The sequence below is a fragment of the Oribacterium sp. HCP28S3_H8 genome (genome assembly GCF_052064775.1).
GTDB lineage: Bacteria > Bacillota > Clostridia > Lachnospirales > Lachnospiraceae > Oribacterium.
In genome coordinates, this window is the sequence record NZ_JBQHUZ010000009.1 from 105236 (window position 1) to 120390 (window position 15155).

Genomic DNA, 15155 nt, shown 5'->3' on the forward strand with positions numbered 1-15155 from the left:
TAGGAGCAAAGCATGGCGAGTTTCCGCAAGGGGCTTATCAGTTCCGGGGATGCGTGGTACACTACAGAGTAATGCCATAGAACATCGGGGATGCATCCCCGGGATAGAAAGGTTTTGGAGGAGGCAGCAGAAATCATGGACATCAGGATTCTTGAATTGATTACAGGAGCAAAGCAGGCGGAGGGTCTGACCGTTATTATAGATGTTTTTCGTGCGTTTACACTTGAGGCATATATGTTTGCCAAGGGCGTAAGGGAAACGCATCCGATCGGAGGTCTCGAGGAGGCGTTTCAGCTTAAGCGGGAGCATCCTGACTGGCTTCTCTCCGGCGAACGCGGCGGTGCCAAGGTGGAGGGTTGTGATTTTGGCAACTCTCCCTATGACCTTAGAAACATGGAGCTCAAAGACAGAACCATCATTCACTCTACAAGCGCCGGCACACAGGGTATTGTGAATGCAGTCTTTGCGGAGGAAATCGTGACAGGAAGCCTTGTCAACGCGGATGCGGTTGCGGCATATATTCGCATGAAACAGCCGGAGCGGGTGTCGATCGTCGCAATGGGCAATGCCGGTGTCACCCGGGCGGATGAGGATCTTATCTGTGCCGAATATATCCGTGCCAAGATCCTCGGGGAAGCCTATGATCTGGATGCCGCGGACCGGAGACTGCATCAGGCGGCAGCACATTTTTATGACCCGGCAAAGACACAGTATCCGGCGGAGGATGTTCCGCTCTGCACGGAAATCGGCATCTTCCCGTTTGTGATCCGTGTCACCGAGGAAAACGGGATCTGGACCGGCAGGAAAATCAGCCTGTGAGCTCGCGGAGCGCTGCGAGCTCTGCCTCCGTCAGCGGGCGGTACTGACCGGGCGCTAATGCCGGATCGAGCTGCAGCGGTCCCATGCTGACACGCTTAAGATAGACGACCTCGGTGCCAAGCGCATGGAACATTTTTTTAATCTGATGGAATTTACCCTCCTGAATCGTAGCAGTGACTTCGCTGACCGTATCCGGGATTTGGGATACATCAAGGCAGGATGCATTCGCATGGGATGCATCTTTTTTTATTCCGGAAAGCAGCTCGTAATTTTTAATGTAGGAAGCTTTTTCTGTCTCGCTCATCGGAAGCCCGGTGCGGAGGATGGTGAGACCGGCAGGCATGGCAGTAAGCTTTGTGTCGTAGTGAATCCCCTGCTGAAATGCTTCCACACTCTCCGGGGGCAGTTCTCCGCCGACACGTGCAAGATAGACCTTATCGATGTGATGCTTCGGGGATAAGAGGCGGTGCGCAAGCTCTCCATCGTTGGTGAGCAGCAGGAGTCCTTCGGTGTCCTTATCCAGGCGACCTACGGGGAATACGTCCTTCCGGACGGGACCGGTCATGAGATCAAGCACCGTGGTCTGTTTTTTATCCTCTGTTGCCGATAGGACGCCGGCTGGTTTATGCATCATATAGTATTCATAGCGGGCATAGACAACGGGATGTCCTTTGTAGCTTACCTGCACAGAATTCAGATCCTGGTCGCGAATCTGAAATCCGGGATCAGTTACGCCCTTACCGTTGACGGTCACCTTGCCCCATTTGATGTAATGCTTTATTTTGCCGCGCGGGTCCACGCCCATATCCGCGAGAAATTTATCGAGTCTCATATGCATTCCTTTCCATAAAGAAATTCTGTCACTGCCATTTTGCCATAAACCGGAGGGAAACGGAACCAAATATTGAAATCACAGCTTCCAATGATATAATCAACTTCGGGATTTGAGCTGCGGTGATACCGCCCTGTTTTTTGTAAGGAGCTAATCGTTATGACAAAAACCACCACAAGGCATCAGATGGATATGACCCATGGATCTCTTTGGGATAAGCTGATCATTTTTGCGATTCCACTGGCGCTTACCAGTATCCTTCAGCTTTTGTTTAACTCTGCAGATACGGCGGTGGTTGGATATTTTGCTTCCAGCGAGGCGCAGGCGGCTGTAGGCGCCAACAATTCTGTGATTTCCCTATTGGTCAATACCTTTGTCGGCATGTCGGTCGGTGCCAATGTGCTTGTCGCCAAGTTTATCGGGCAGGAGAAGCAGGACGCCATCGAAGCGGCAGTACACACGGCTGTGGCATTGGCATTCATAATCAGTGCGGGAGTCGTTGTGATCGGCGAGCTTGCGGCAAAACCGATTTTAACGCTGATGGGCACGCCGGATAATGTCATTACGCTTGCGGTGCTGTATCTCAGGATTTATCTCATTGGGGTGCCGTTTGAGATGCTGTATAATTTTGGCGCCGCGATCCTCCGAAGCCAGGGAGACAGCCGGCGGCCTCTGTATAGCCTCATGTTTTCCGGGGTTGTCAATGTGATCCTGAATCTGTTTTTTGTAATCCTTATGCATATGAGCGTTGCCGGAGTTGCGGTTGCGACGGTGATTGCCAATGGGGTTGCCGCCGGGCTTGTGCTTTCATTCCTCATGACCGAGCCGGCGCCGTTTACATTGAAGCTCACGAAGCTGCGGATCCACGGGGGCTGTCTTAAGCAGATTATTGCCATTGGCGCTCCAGCCGGATTTCAGAGCTCGCTTTTTTCTATTTCCAATATCTGTGTGCAGAGCTCGGTCAACAGCTTTGGGTCTCTTGCGATGGCGGGAAACTCCATTGCACAGTATTTTGACCTTTTTGCCTACTTTTTTACCGGCGGATTTAGCCAGGCATGCGTGACCTTTACCAGTCAGAACAGCGCGGCAGGGCGGGAAGACCGGTGTGCGCGGGTATTCTGGCTGAGTCTAAGCTTTGGCATGCTGGTGACCCTGACGATGAGCTCAACCTTTTACCTCGGCAGGGGATTTTTCCTTGGTCTGTATTCTGCAAATGCTACGGTCCTCGGGTTTGCCGCAACGCGAATGCTGCACTGCGGCATGTTCCAGTTCCTGGAGGGCTTGTTTGACATCCCCGGGTCGTCGCTCAGGGGACATGGACATTCGCTGATTCCTGCAGTACTCACGGTAATCGGAACCTGCGGCTACCGGCTTGGATGGATTTTCCTTGTATTCCCCGGAACCCGGGATTATGGTCGGCTTATGAATGTTTATCCGATCTCATGGATCCTCACAGGCATCATGATGCTGATCGCCTACGCAAGGATGAAGCGGAGCCTGCGCACTGCGCCGATGCCGCGCATCGCATAATTTCACTGCAATTCATGGCTCGCATCTGATTGGATGTGCTGCCTGCGACGATAGTTTGGATTTACATAAGAATGGCTGCGTTTGATAAGAAGCAGCGGGGAGGAAACTATGACACCGGAAGAGCTTCTGTCCATCCTTGGAAGAGCGGAAAAATTAAAGGAAAATACAAGGCACTGCTGGATTACACCGGACCGGAAGGAAAGCGTTGCGGACCATACCTGGCGCATGACGCTGATGGCAATGCTTCTGGATGGAGAACCGGAGTTTCAGGATGTGGATCTGGATAAGGTGCGGCGAATGTGCCTGATCCATGATTTAGGCGAGGCGTTTACGGGGGATATCCCTGCGTTTGAAAAAAGCGATGCGGACGGCGACCGGGAGCTTGCCATCTTTATGAACTGGGTGAATACATTTCCTTCTCCGCAGCGGGAGGAGTGGCGTGCGCTTCTGATGGAGATGGAGGAGCTTAAGACACCGGAAGCCAGGGTATATAAGGCTCTGGATAAGCTGGAAGCTGTGATCTCTCATGATGAGTCAGATATCCGGAGCTGGCTTCCCAATGAATATGAGCTGCAGCTTACTTACGGCGCAGAAAATATGAAGGTGAGTCCGTATTTTGGACGGCTTCGGAAGGTGGTGGATGCCTGGACCCGTCGGAAGATCGCGGAAGCATCGGAAGAGAAAAAAGCTACGGACGAGGCAGCCTCGGAAACAAGCCATTGAGTATTAGCTTCCGTCGTTTGATATATAGAAACATAATATGGAAACAAAAAAACAGCCTGTGCCGGCGGATATCAATCATTTCGCCGGCATAGGCTGTTTTTAGACGCGTGTTGTTTTTTGTTCGTTGATTTTAAGTAAGCTGGTTTTGCTGCGTCTTGGTAAACTTGCATTACCATTAACCAAGTGCAGGTGGCTGCATCAAATTTATGCAGCCATCTCAAACTGTTTTGTGTGGAAGATTGTTTCCTTATGATTTTTTAGTGCGTAATATAATACACAGCCCAGGACACCGCAGCCGAGAACTTCGCCGAGACCGACAGTCAGCATCATCCATGGGATTGGAAGGTTGGTTCCGTACGCATATTTCAGGACAAACGGGACAACGATGATATTGGCAAGGATCGGTGGCAGACATCCAAGAAATGGGCTTCTGGTCCGAAGCTTCCAGGTGAATACTGCGCCAATGAGAGTGGCAAGGCTTCCGCAGATAATGTCCGGCAGCACGGCACCGCCAAGGATATTGCCGATGAGACATCCGACAAAAAGTCCCGGAACCGCAGCGGGCGTAAACATGGGAAGGATCGTCAGTGCTTCCGCAATCCGGAGCTGAACCTCGCCAAATGAAATTGCCGCAAACACGTAGGTCAGGGCAACATAAACAGCAGCAATCATCGCTGCCTGCGTCATAAATAAGACGTCTTTCTGCTTCATATGATTTTCTCCTTTAGTTTTGTTTTACATGAGGAAGGTCTCGAACTCATGTATTTCTGCAGTGACATGTCTTGTATCACCGCGGACTATGATCATAGCATAAACCTGTAGTAATGGCAAGGCAGCAAAAATAAGAGTGAAAACCTCTGTAAACTTCCTGTCATTGGCTATTGCAGAGGCTACATAGCGGGTGAATATAGGCTGTGCCACACTTCACAAATTTAAAGCGTAAGTGTATAATCAATAAATATTGGGCATTGGAGATATGCCTTATGTGTATAACGAAAAGGGGGATGTGAGGGATGGCTTTATTTCATTTTGTATACAATTTGCTTTGGGGAGATCTGGTGACGATTCCTCTGCCGGGTGGCTCCTCGCTCGGACTCTCGCTGATGGTATTGATCCTGATTCCTGCGGGTATTTTCTGCACGATCATTACGAGATTTCTACCGGTGCGGCTGTTTCCTGAGATGATCCGGGTGGTGATGGAAAAAAATGTGGATGAAGAAAAGAGTAATCCGGTTTCTGGCATCGAGGCTCTGATTGTTTCTACTGCAACTCGTGTTGGCATGGGGAATCTGGTCGGGGTTGTCGCAGCAGTATCGGCAGGTGGCGCCGGTGCGGTTTTCTGGATGTGGGTGACTGCAATTGTGGGCTCCAGCACGGCGTTTGTCGAGGCTACACTTGCGCAAATGTATAAACAGAAGGATCCGTTGTATGGAGGATTCCGGGGAGGCCCCGCGTATTATCTGCATTCACTGCTGCATGGAAAGAAACGGAAGAGCGTGATTGCGATCCTGTTTGCATTTTCCGGACTGCTTTGCTGGTGCGGTATCAGTCAGGTAATCGGAAATTCTGTTGCCACAGCGTTTGATAATGCGTTTCGTGTGCCGCCGATGGTTACTGCGGTCATACTGAGCACGATTGCGGCCGTCATCATCCTCAGGAAAAACACGTCGGTCAAGGTGCTTGACATCGTGGTGCCGGTGATGGCGGGCTTTTATCTGTTCCTTACGATCTTTGTCATCATTAATAATTTCCGTTTGATCCCAGGTGTGTTCCGGAGGATTCTGACAGAGGCATTTGGACTCAGGCAGGCGGTTGCCGGTGGTATGGGTGCTGTTATCATGAATGGTGTCAAGCGGGGACTTTTTTCCAATGAGGCGGGTTCCGGATCTGCGCCATGCGCGGCTGCTGCGGGTGATGTGGATCATCCTGTGAAGTCCGGCCTTTTACAGTCGCTTGGTGTTTTTATAGATACGATTGTGATCTGCAGCTGCACAGCGTTTGTGATGCTGCTTGCGCCGGAGGACATGCTCTCGGGGCTGAGCGGAATGGATCTTTTGCAGAAGGCTATGCAGTATCATTTTGGCTATGCAGGCGAGGTGTTTATTGCGATTACGCTCTGGCTTTTCAGCTTCTCGACTTTTATCGGGGTGATGTTCTATGCCCGCTCCAATGTTGCGTACATTTTTGGAGATAACTGGACAAGTCAGACGATTTACAAGGTGATTGGCATTATCAATCTGTTTATCGGATGTCTTGCGGCATATACTTTTGTATGGGATCTCGGGGATCTTGGCATCGGACTTATGACGGTGTTTAACATGATCGCGTTGATTCCGATGTCCGGGGAGGCTGTGGCAGCGCTACGGGACTATGAAATGCACTGGATGAAGAAATGATGCGGGGCAAAAAAATTTATGCGAGGACAGAGGTCAAGTCATCTCCTATATCCTTCTCATCCTCTTGGCGGATGTCTGCAAACCCGATATAATGGTCAGGAACAGTCAATGTCATCTGGTGCCCGCGCACTTTGCCCGGGATAATAGGGAAGCAGGTGCAAGGCCTGCACGAACTCGTCACTGTAAATGCTAAAAACATGCCATGAGGTCATAAACATGCTTGGAAGCCGGGCTAACCTACGTCGGGAAATTGCTGAAGCTTTATGATCAACGATTTCACACAGCAGTAAAGAACTACCGGAGTGAACCTCAGCCACTGGAAACGGGAAGGCGGCATGCGATGCCATGAGTCAGGAGACCTGCCTGATGACAGAATCACCTTTGCCACGAGTAACTGGCAGAAAGGAATAAAATGAAAAAGAAATTGGCAGGAACCATGCTTGCCCTTCTCGCAGCATCCACACTTGCAATGTCAGGCTGCGGAGCAGGAAACGGCGGAGCACGTACAACGGCAGCAGCGGAATCGGGAAGCGAGACTACGACAGCTGCTTCCGAAACTAAGTCAGCGGATACCGTTAACTCCAGTGCAAATGCAAGCGAGGCGGATCAGGCGGCAGCGGATCATGTAGCGGATTTGATTGATGCGATTTATGTTAAGGAGCGGACGGAGGATACGGACAAGCAGTGCCAGGAGGCAAAAGCAGCCTGGGATGCCCTTACCGACGTACAGAAACAGCTTGTTAAGGGGGAATTTGCTGATCCGGAATATTTTGGCAGAGACACCGGAGACGCATCCAAGGATGATCCGTTAAATCAGGACGGCATCGGAGAAAACGAGCTTCTGGTTGTGAGCTTCGGCACTTCCTTTAATGACAGCCGCGCAAAGGACATCGGCGGTATTGAAAAAGCTCTGCAGGAAGCATTCGCAGGATGGTCCGTGCGGAGAGCGTTTACCTCGCAGATCATCATAAATCACGTGGAGGCGCGGGACGGCGAATGCATTGATAACGTGGAGCAGTCGCTTGCGCGTGCGGTAAACAACGGTGTCCAGAATCTGGTGGTGCAGCCGACGCATCTGATGCACGGAGCGGAATACGACGAGCTTGTTGAGACAGTGGATAAATATCAGGACAAGTTCAAGACGATTCAGGTAGCAGAGCCTCTCCTTGGCGAGGTTGGCGCAGATGGAACGGTAGTCAATCAGGACAAGGAGGCGGTCGCCAAGGCAATCACCGACACGGCGGTCAAGGCGGCAGATTATGACAGTCTTGATCAGGCGGAACAGGACGGTACTGCATTTGTCTTTATGGGACACGGTACAAGCCACCAGGCAGCTGTGACTTATGATCAGATGCAGTCGCAGATGCAGGCACTTAAATATGTCAATGTTTATATAGGTACAGTGGAAGGCAAGCCTGAGGATACCAGCTGCGAGAGTGTTATTAAAAAGGTTAAGGATGCCGGCTATAAAAAGGTTGTGCTGCGCCCACTGATGGTCGTGGCAGGTGATCACGCCAACAATGACATGGCAGGCGATGACGCGGAGTCATGGAAGAGCCAGTTTCAGGCTGCGAATGCATTTGACTCTGTAACGTCGCAGATCGCTGGGCTCGGAGAGATCCCGGAGGTGCAGCAGATTTATGTTTCCCATGCCAGGGAAGCTGTCAATGCAGTGCCCGAAGGCAATGGCAATACAGTCTCAGCGACAGCATCAGCGTCCCTGGAGGATGGCACCTACAGCGCAGACTTCAAGACGGACAGCGCGATGTTCCATGTGAATGAGGCATTGGATGGCAAGGGTACGCTTACCGTCAAGGATGGAAAGATGACGATCCATGTAAGCCTCACCTCGGAAAACATCGTGAATCTTTTCCCCGGCACCGCGGAGGACGCGCAGAAGCCGGGGGCTGCACTGCTCCAGCCGGTAAAGGATACGGTGAAATACAGCGATGGCACGACGGAAACCGTCAACGGCTTTGACATTCCCGTACCCGCAATCGGGGAGGATTTTGATTGTGCACTACTCGGTACCAAAGGCAAGTGGTACGACCACAAAGTGAACGTCACAAACCCCGTGAAGCGATGAGGTGGGGCGATGGATTCATCCGTTTTATTTTGCCTCAAGGAATTTCGGATGATCTATCTCAAATAAAAACGGATATAAGCAAAAACAAAACAAGAAGCGTCGGCAGTGTTGCCGGCGCTTCTTGTTTTGAAAACTAAAAAACAGGTTTATTTCAATGTATTACGCACAAATTTACACTAGCTTGATTGGTACACCACTGTCCTGGATGGCGGCTCGCATGTTATCAGAGAGTCCGGAATCGGTTATAAACAGTGAAATATCATTCAAATCACAGATTTTTGCCAGGCTGGCACTTCCAAATTTACTGGAATCAGCCAGTACTATAGTACGGCTTGAAATCTTCAGAAATTGTATCTGCATTTTTACTTCGTTCAGACGTTGATCCGTACATCCGACGACAGGGTCCACTCCTGTGGCGCTCATGAAGTAGGTGTCAATGTGCAGATGACTTAATAATGGCGAGATGTCATTTACAATGGAATATTCATCGTTATTCAGGACTCCGCCGGGCAGGATAATTGTGAAATGCGGATTACGGGCAAGAACCATAGCATTTTGGATAGAATCGGTAATAATTGTAAGGGCTTGGAATTGTCTCAAGAGTTCTAATGCCATAAGCTGACTTGTACTGCCGTAATCAAGCCCAATGATCTGATGTTCATGCACCATGGAAGCAGCTGCCTGTACAATTCTCAGCTTTTCCTCACGATGCCGTATATCACGTTCCTCCAGAGGGATGTATTCCAAGGTAGTTTCGGAGGAGCTTTCCTTCATGAAATTTGGACCGGGAATCGCTCCTCCGTGAACTCTGAGAACCATGCCATCCTGTGAAAGAAGTTCCAGATCCTTCCGAATGGTTTCAGAGGAAACATTCAATCGTTCTTTTAAATCAGCAGTATGTACAATTCCTTTTTTTTGAATGAGATCGAGAATCATATCCTGTCTCTCTTTTAAGAGCATTGCATTGTTCTCCTTTCAGAATACTTTTCTGCTCTCTATAGCATAATTATTATGACAAGACTTTTTGAAATCATAAAAAGAAAATTAGAGCATTATGCTTTCAAAAAACATTAATAATATCATAACACAACAAAACACAATTAAAAAGCAAAAAGAATGCACAAAAACGCAGATATCAACTTGTTAAATACAACAAAAGTTGTGAAATATTGGATTTAATGCTTGCAAAAGCCAATACTTGTGACTATTGTATGTGAAGAAGCAAAGAAAAACACAATCTATACACAGAAAAATGCAAGTGAAAGGAGATTTACAGATGGATTCAGCAACAAAAACAAAGGTGCTTAGAGCTGCACCAAACAGATGGCTGGTGTTTTGCATTTTGACATTATCCGGTGGAGTTGCATTCAAGCTTTCTTCTATTAAGGATATGTTTTATGTGCCAATGCAGCAGTTTATGGGACTTAGCAACACGCAGATTGGTGGAGCGCTTAGTGTATACGGTATAGTACAGACCATAGGATTGATCGTTGGTATTTATGTTTGCGACATCATCAGTAAAAAATATATGATTGGCGGAGGACTGATTGGTATTGGACTGACCGGACTTTATCTGGCTACATTCCCGACTTATGCAGGCTTTCTTGCGGCGTTTGGTCTGCTTGCAATACTTGGAGAAGTGATTTACTGGCCGGTTCTATTAAAGGCAATACGACTGCTTGGAGATGAAAAAACACAAGGTCGGATGTTTGGCTTTCTGGAAATGGGACGCGGCATTGTAGATGTCATTGTTGCCACCAGCGCAGTTGCCATTTTTCATGGAATGGGAGAGAATGCGGCTGCCCTGCGGGCAGGTATTTTATTTCTCGCTATTGTCACCATGGCATGTGGAGCGCTCTGTCTGATATTTGTGCCTAATGATGAAAAAAGAGTGGATCACAGCGGAAAAGAAGTCAGCAGAACAAAAGCTGCCTTTAGTGGGATGATTGAAGCATTAAGAAGTCCTGATATCTGGGCAGTTGCAATCAATGGGTTTGTGGTTTACTGCGTATACTGCGGACTTACATATTTTATTCCATTTCTTAATCAGATTTATTTTCTTCCGGCAACAGCGGTTGGACTTTATGGTATTATTAATCAATATGGATTAAAAATTATCGGAGGCTCTGTGGGCGGATTCATGTCGGATAAAGTGCATCATTCCGCAGCAAAGCATATTCGTGCAGGATTTCTAGTTTGCATCATTGCGATGGTTTTGTTTATGCTGATTCCTCATCAGGCACTGGGGCAGAGCGGCAGGTGGTATATCGGCGCACTTTGCACATTGGCGTTTGGAGCGATTGTATTTACGATGAGAGCTGTATTTTTTGCACCGATGGATGAGGTTAAGGTGCCAAAGGAGATAACTGGTGCAGCTATGAGCTTATCTTCTCTGGTGATCTATTTACCAAATTCTTTTGCATACCTGATGTACGGAAACATTCTCGATCGCTATAGCGGCATGGCTGGTTTCCGGATTGTCTTCTGCATTATGATCGGATGGGCAGTTGTCGGACTGGGTGTTTCTACATATTTAATTCACAGGATTAAGCTGCATCAGCAGGATTTATAAAGAAGGAGGTAAATACATTATGTTGAAAATAGGACTGGATACAGAAAGCTTGCATCTATGGCTTCAAAATAAAAAAATGGATATTTTTGGCTATATTGAGACGGCACATCGACTTGGATTTGAGGGGGTTATGATAAATCTGATCAAGGATTATAATCTTGATCCGGAATGGGGAACGCTTGGAAGTAATGATCCTGAACACCTGCGCAAGGTAAAGGCGTTGCTTGATCAGTATAATATGTATGTAGAGCTTGCTACCAAGGGTATCGGATATGAACATCTCAAAAAAATCATTGCAGTTGCAGATGCTCTTGGTGCAGATGTGATCCGTACATATATTCCGATTACTTTAAACAACGATATGATCGGAAATAGTGGTGGTGAAGGATTATATGATCCGTCTAAGGTAAGAGGAGATTTTGACCCGCTGGTTTTTGATGAAGCAGCTATGGAACTAACCAAAATTATCCCACTGCTCAAGAGGTCGAGGATCAAGATAGGACTTGAGAATCATGAGTATGAAACTTCGGAAGAACTGGTTCGCGTGATTCGCAAGATCAACTCTCCGTGGATTGGATTGCATTATGATTTCGGCAATTCCATGATGGCATGGGAGGAACCAGTTCAGGCGGCTGAAAATATGGCACCATATACAGTGAGTACCCATTTCAAAGATCATATTATTATTCCCTGTCCAGAGGATCGGTTCCAGTATGTAGTTTGCGGTGTCCCGGCGGGTGAAGGAAATATCGACTTAAAGCAGTGCTTAAAAATTTTATTGGATAAGTCAACGGTAACGCGTCTTACGGTTGAAATGTGCTATCCATATTGCGCACAGTTTAAGAGAACTCCGGGAACAGGGGGAGTCAAAGCTGTAGGAGAAGGCTGCTTTAAGATTGAGCAGCCACTGTATGATTATAATTTGATGAAACCATCACAATATTATTATCCACAGGAAGTTTCCAAAGAGCTTTTGGAGGAACTTTTAAAGAAACAGATGGATGGTGTCAGCAAGAGTCTGACTTGTGTTAAACGCTTAATGGAAGAAATAAATCCGGCATTCTGAAAGGAGCATAAGCATGGAACAGATACAGAAAATACTGGAAACCTTTGATTCTTGGCTTTGGGGTAACTGGCTGCTGTTCGTGCTTTTGGGTGTAGGTGTTTTATATACTGTGATTACTGGCACAGTGCAGCTCAGGCATTTTCCATTGATCATGAAAAAAACACTGGTAGAGCCTGTTTTTGGAAAAAAACGAAATAAAACCAGTGATGGCGCTATTACTTCCTTTCAGGCGCTGTGTACTGCACTCGCGTCCTGTGTTGGAAGCGGTAATATTGTAGGAGTGGCGACAGCTGTTATGACCGGTGGACTTGGAGCGCTGTTCTGGATGTGGGTTGCTGCTTTTGTTGGCATGGCTACAAAATACGGAGAAATTATACTTGGTATTCTCTATAGAAAAAAAGATTCAAATGGAGACTGGCAAGGCGGACCAATGTATTATATAGCAGATGGCCTTCACATGAAGTGGCTGGCAAATATCTGTGCATTTGCCATGGTGCTTCAAATTATCAGTGCTAATTTTATCCAGTCTAATACTGTCGCGGGGGTCACGCAAAGTAATTTCCATATGGCACCATGGCTGAGTGGAATCATGCTTACAATATTGCTGTTTATCGTAGTTACTGGTGGATTAAAGAGACTTGCCCATATAACAGAGAGACTGGTTCCTTTTATGGCATGCTTATATGTTTTTGGAGGACTGCTGATTATTCTGATCAATATTACTAAAGTACCGGAAGTATTTTTGAATATTGCCCGAAGTGCATTTGGCATGGATGCTATTACAGGAGGTGTGGCTGGTAGTATGACTGCCGCCATGCAAAGAGGTATTTCCAGGGGACTCTATTCTAATGAGGCAGGCGAAGGCTCCGCACCTGTAATTCATTCCTCTGCAGATGTTGAACATCCTGTACAGCAGGGTCTGACAGGTGTCACCGAAGTTTTTTTAGATACCTTTGTAATATGCACGATTACGGGACTTGTGCTTGGAGTTACAGGAGTTATTGACAGCGGAGAACCGGCGAGTGTGCTGGCAATTTATGCATTCGCCTCCGTATGGAAACCGTTACGCTATCTTGTTGTCATCAGTCTGCTCCTTTTCTGTACATCAACCTTGATGGGTCAGTGGTATTTTGGATATGTAGGACTATCCTATTTGAGAGGACATAAGCTGGCTGATAAATTTAAATATGTTTTCCCGCTATTCTGCATTTTTGGAGCACAGATGGAGAGCAGTCTGGTGTGGACTGTTCAAGATATTGCATTGGCATTTCTGACATTGCCAAACATCGTAGCCTTGCTTGTGCTTTGGCCAAAGGTGAGAGCAGCGACGAAAGACTTTTTTACTAATCCAAAGTACATATCCTACCGGACATAGAAGATGTCGAAATGCACAGTATTTCACTTGGGCTGATAATAGAAAAGCGGAGTGCCATCAAGTAAGGAGATGACACTCCGCTTTTTCATAAATAGAAAACTCTTAAGAATCAGAAATTATGTATCTCAAATAGTGACTGGATTAACCTGATGAGCGACTGCCTTTTACTCTTCATAATCATAATAATTCTTAGCAGTCAATTTGCCATCAATAAGCATCGGCTTGCCGAGCGCATAGACGCTGTCCAGCGTAAGATCCTGATTCAGCAGTACAAGATCAGCATCAGAACCGGCAGCAATGTGTCCCTTTTTAGGATACAGATCCAGAGCAGAAGCTGGGTTCTTGGTTACAATGCAGAGCGCATCGGACATGGAAACACCTTCATCCCGGATCAGGTGACGGATTGTGTCAAACAGTGTTACCATCTTGCCGATTCCCATTCCGACAACACGGGTGTGATCCTCATTCCATTTCGGGAAGCTGCCGTTAGAATCCGTGCTGAGTGTCAGCTGTCTCAGAGGAATGCCAAGATTCAGAGCCTTTTTCAAGTTGTGCGCAGTCACTTCGGTTCTGATACCGGATGTGAAGTCCAGATATCCGCCGGCTTTGCCGAATGCCTGTGCGCTCGGCTCATCAATATTGACATGCGTCGGACGGAAGCTTGTAATCGGAAGGTCAGTCGTATTAACGATATCGAGAAGCATACCATACGGATTTTTACCACGTCCGGTATGCAGATGCACAAAGCCCGGCTTATGCGACAGAAATCCTGCGTCTCTCACATGGCAGGCAAGGCGGACAAGCTCATCCTTGGTGATATAAGAACCACGTGCTTCCGCAATGGCAAGCTTGACACCGATAACCTCATCAATAAAAGCGACATCCTTTTCCGGAGTCCCGGTAAGATTTACAGAAGGATAGCAATACGAGCCTGTGAGACAATAGGCAGTCATGCCCTGTTCCTTCAATGCCTTAGTCCTTGCTACCAGTGTTTCGATGCTTTTGGCGTGATGATCCGTGCCCAGCAGTCCAACTACGGTCGTAACGCCATAACGTACACAGTCGGTCATCTGGATTTCGCGAATGAGACTTGCAAAGCCGTCCTCGCCGCCTCCTCCGATAATATGGACATGCTGGTCTATAAAGCCCGGAACAAGATATTTCCCGGCAGCATCTACAATCTCCAGTTCCTCAGGATCCCAGTCAAAAGATATGTGCTCGGACACCTTGATAATTTTATCATTACATAATAGAAGATCCTTTACTCCCAGATCCTCGGGTGCAAAAATGTGAGCTTGCCGAATCAGTCGAAACATGGAACGTTTTCTCCCTTCTAATGTACAATCGAAACAGGATGCAGTCGCGAAGCTTTACTTTATTATATGCATGCATCATGAAAGCATCTTTGATGTAACGTGCTTATTTTAGCACAAAATTATTGAAGTGAATGTAAGAATTATCATCCTATAATCAATTATGTAAATTCGCAAAACATAAAAAACTGCTTGACAGTAATGCGCCCAGGTGGTAGTTTAGATGAGTTCGCCAAACGACGGACACAAAAATCGTAAGGATCAAGAGAATATAATATAAAAGAGCGTATGACCGCTACTGCGATCAGCTCCAGAGATTCAAAAAATCCTTCAAAAAACTGCTTGACAGTTTCAAAGCTACCTGCTAATATATACAGGCTGTCGCGAAACAGACGAGAGCAAAACGGAACCTTGAAAATCAAAGATCGAATAATACACAGACC

The 15155-nt window shown here is 47.3% G+C and carries 13 protein-coding genes and 1 riboswitch; of the genes, 8 read left to right on the forward strand and 5 right to left on the reverse strand.

The window, feature by feature from the left end; genetic code table 11:
- The first annotated feature begins 135 nt into the window (after positions 1-135).
- The gene (locus ACTNEN_RS11220; protein WP_441206539.1) at positions 136-819 is read left to right on the forward strand and encodes a 2-phosphosulfolactate phosphatase; all 684 of its coding nucleotides are present in this window, start codon (positions 136-138) and stop codon (positions 817-819) included.
- On the opposite strand, the gene ACTNEN_RS11225 is transcribed toward ACTNEN_RS11220, so the two are convergent.
- Positions 809-1657 (reverse strand): pseudouridine synthase, encoded by an 849-nt coding sequence (locus tag ACTNEN_RS11225; RefSeq protein WP_441206540.1) that lies wholly within the window; start codon positions 1655-1657, stop codon positions 809-811. The genes ACTNEN_RS11220 and ACTNEN_RS11225 overlap by 11 nt on opposite strands.
- A gap of 153 nt (positions 1658-1810) precedes the next feature.
- On the opposite strand from ACTNEN_RS11225, the gene ACTNEN_RS11230 reads away from it, so the two are divergent.
- Positions 1811-3181 carry an MATE family efflux transporter gene (locus ACTNEN_RS11230; RefSeq protein WP_441206542.1) on the forward strand — a complete coding sequence of 457 codons (1371 nt, stop codon included), beginning with the start codon at positions 1811-1813 and terminating at the stop codon, positions 3179-3181.
- A 108-nt stretch (positions 3182-3289) separates the two neighbouring features.
- Entirely contained in the window at positions 3290-3904 is a 615-nt protein-coding gene (locus ACTNEN_RS11235; protein WP_441206544.1) for an HD domain-containing protein, read from the forward strand.
- Between the two features lie 204 nt (positions 3905-4108).
- Here the strand turns inward: ACTNEN_RS11235 and ACTNEN_RS11240 are convergent, their stop codons facing one another.
- A complete protein-coding gene (locus tag ACTNEN_RS11240; RefSeq protein ID WP_441206545.1) occupies positions 4109-4615 on the reverse strand; it encodes a QueT transporter family protein in 507 nt (168 codons plus the stop codon).
- A 302-nt stretch (positions 4616-4917) separates the two neighbouring features.
- On the opposite strand from ACTNEN_RS11240, the gene ACTNEN_RS11245 reads away from it, so the two are divergent.
- Together ACTNEN_RS11245 and ACTNEN_RS11250 are read left to right on the forward strand one after the other, a co-directional pair.
- A complete protein-coding gene (locus ACTNEN_RS11245; protein WP_441206547.1) occupies positions 4918-6300 on the forward strand; it encodes an alanine/glycine:cation symporter family protein in 1383 nt (460 codons plus the stop codon).
- Between the two features lie 99 nt (positions 6301-6399).
- Positions 6400-6681: riboswitch (cobalamin riboswitch) on the forward strand.
- A gap of 31 nt (positions 6682-6712) precedes the next feature.
- Positions 6713-8386: a sirohydrochlorin cobaltochelatase gene (locus tag ACTNEN_RS11250; protein WP_441206548.1), complete on the forward strand. Its 1674-nt coding sequence runs from the start codon at positions 6713-6715 to the stop codon at positions 8384-8386.
- A 171-nt stretch (positions 8387-8557) separates the two neighbouring features.
- On the opposite strand, the gene ACTNEN_RS11255 is transcribed toward ACTNEN_RS11250, so the two are convergent.
- Positions 8558-9346, reverse strand: a complete 789-nt coding sequence (locus ACTNEN_RS11255; protein ID WP_441206549.1) for a DeoR/GlpR family DNA-binding transcription regulator — start codon at positions 9344-9346, stop codon at positions 8558-8560.
- Positions 9347-9662: 316 nt separating this feature from the next.
- On the opposite strand from ACTNEN_RS11255, the gene ACTNEN_RS11260 reads away from it, so the two are divergent.
- Genes ACTNEN_RS11260 through ACTNEN_RS11270 form a run of 3 tightly spaced genes read left to right on the forward strand, consistent with a single transcriptional unit; the run spans position 9663 to position 13399 of the window.
- Entirely contained in the window at positions 9663-10958 is a 1296-nt protein-coding gene (locus ACTNEN_RS11260) for an MFS transporter (protein ID WP_441206550.1), read from the forward strand.
- Between the two features lie 19 nt (positions 10959-10977).
- Positions 10978-12024 carry a sugar phosphate isomerase/epimerase family protein gene (locus tag ACTNEN_RS11265; RefSeq protein WP_441206551.1) on the forward strand — a complete coding sequence of 349 codons (1047 nt, stop codon included), beginning with the start codon at positions 10978-10980 and terminating at the stop codon, positions 12022-12024.
- Positions 12025-12037: 13 nt separating this feature from the next.
- Positions 12038-13399, forward strand: a complete 1362-nt coding sequence (locus ACTNEN_RS11270) for an alanine/glycine:cation symporter family protein (protein WP_441206553.1) — start codon at positions 12038-12040, stop codon at positions 13397-13399.
- Between the two features lie 164 nt (positions 13400-13563).
- Here the strand turns inward: ACTNEN_RS11270 and iadA are convergent, their stop codons facing one another.
- Together iadA and ACTNEN_RS11280 are read right to left on the reverse strand one after the other, a co-directional pair.
- Entirely contained in the window at positions 13564-14715 is a 1152-nt protein-coding gene (iadA, locus tag ACTNEN_RS11275) for a beta-aspartyl-peptidase (RefSeq protein WP_441206555.1), read from the reverse strand.
- 158 nt (positions 14716-14873) lie between these two features.
- Positions 14874-15155 (reverse strand): hypothetical protein (locus ACTNEN_RS11280; RefSeq protein WP_441206557.1); only part of this gene is annotated, 282 nt, incomplete at its 5' end.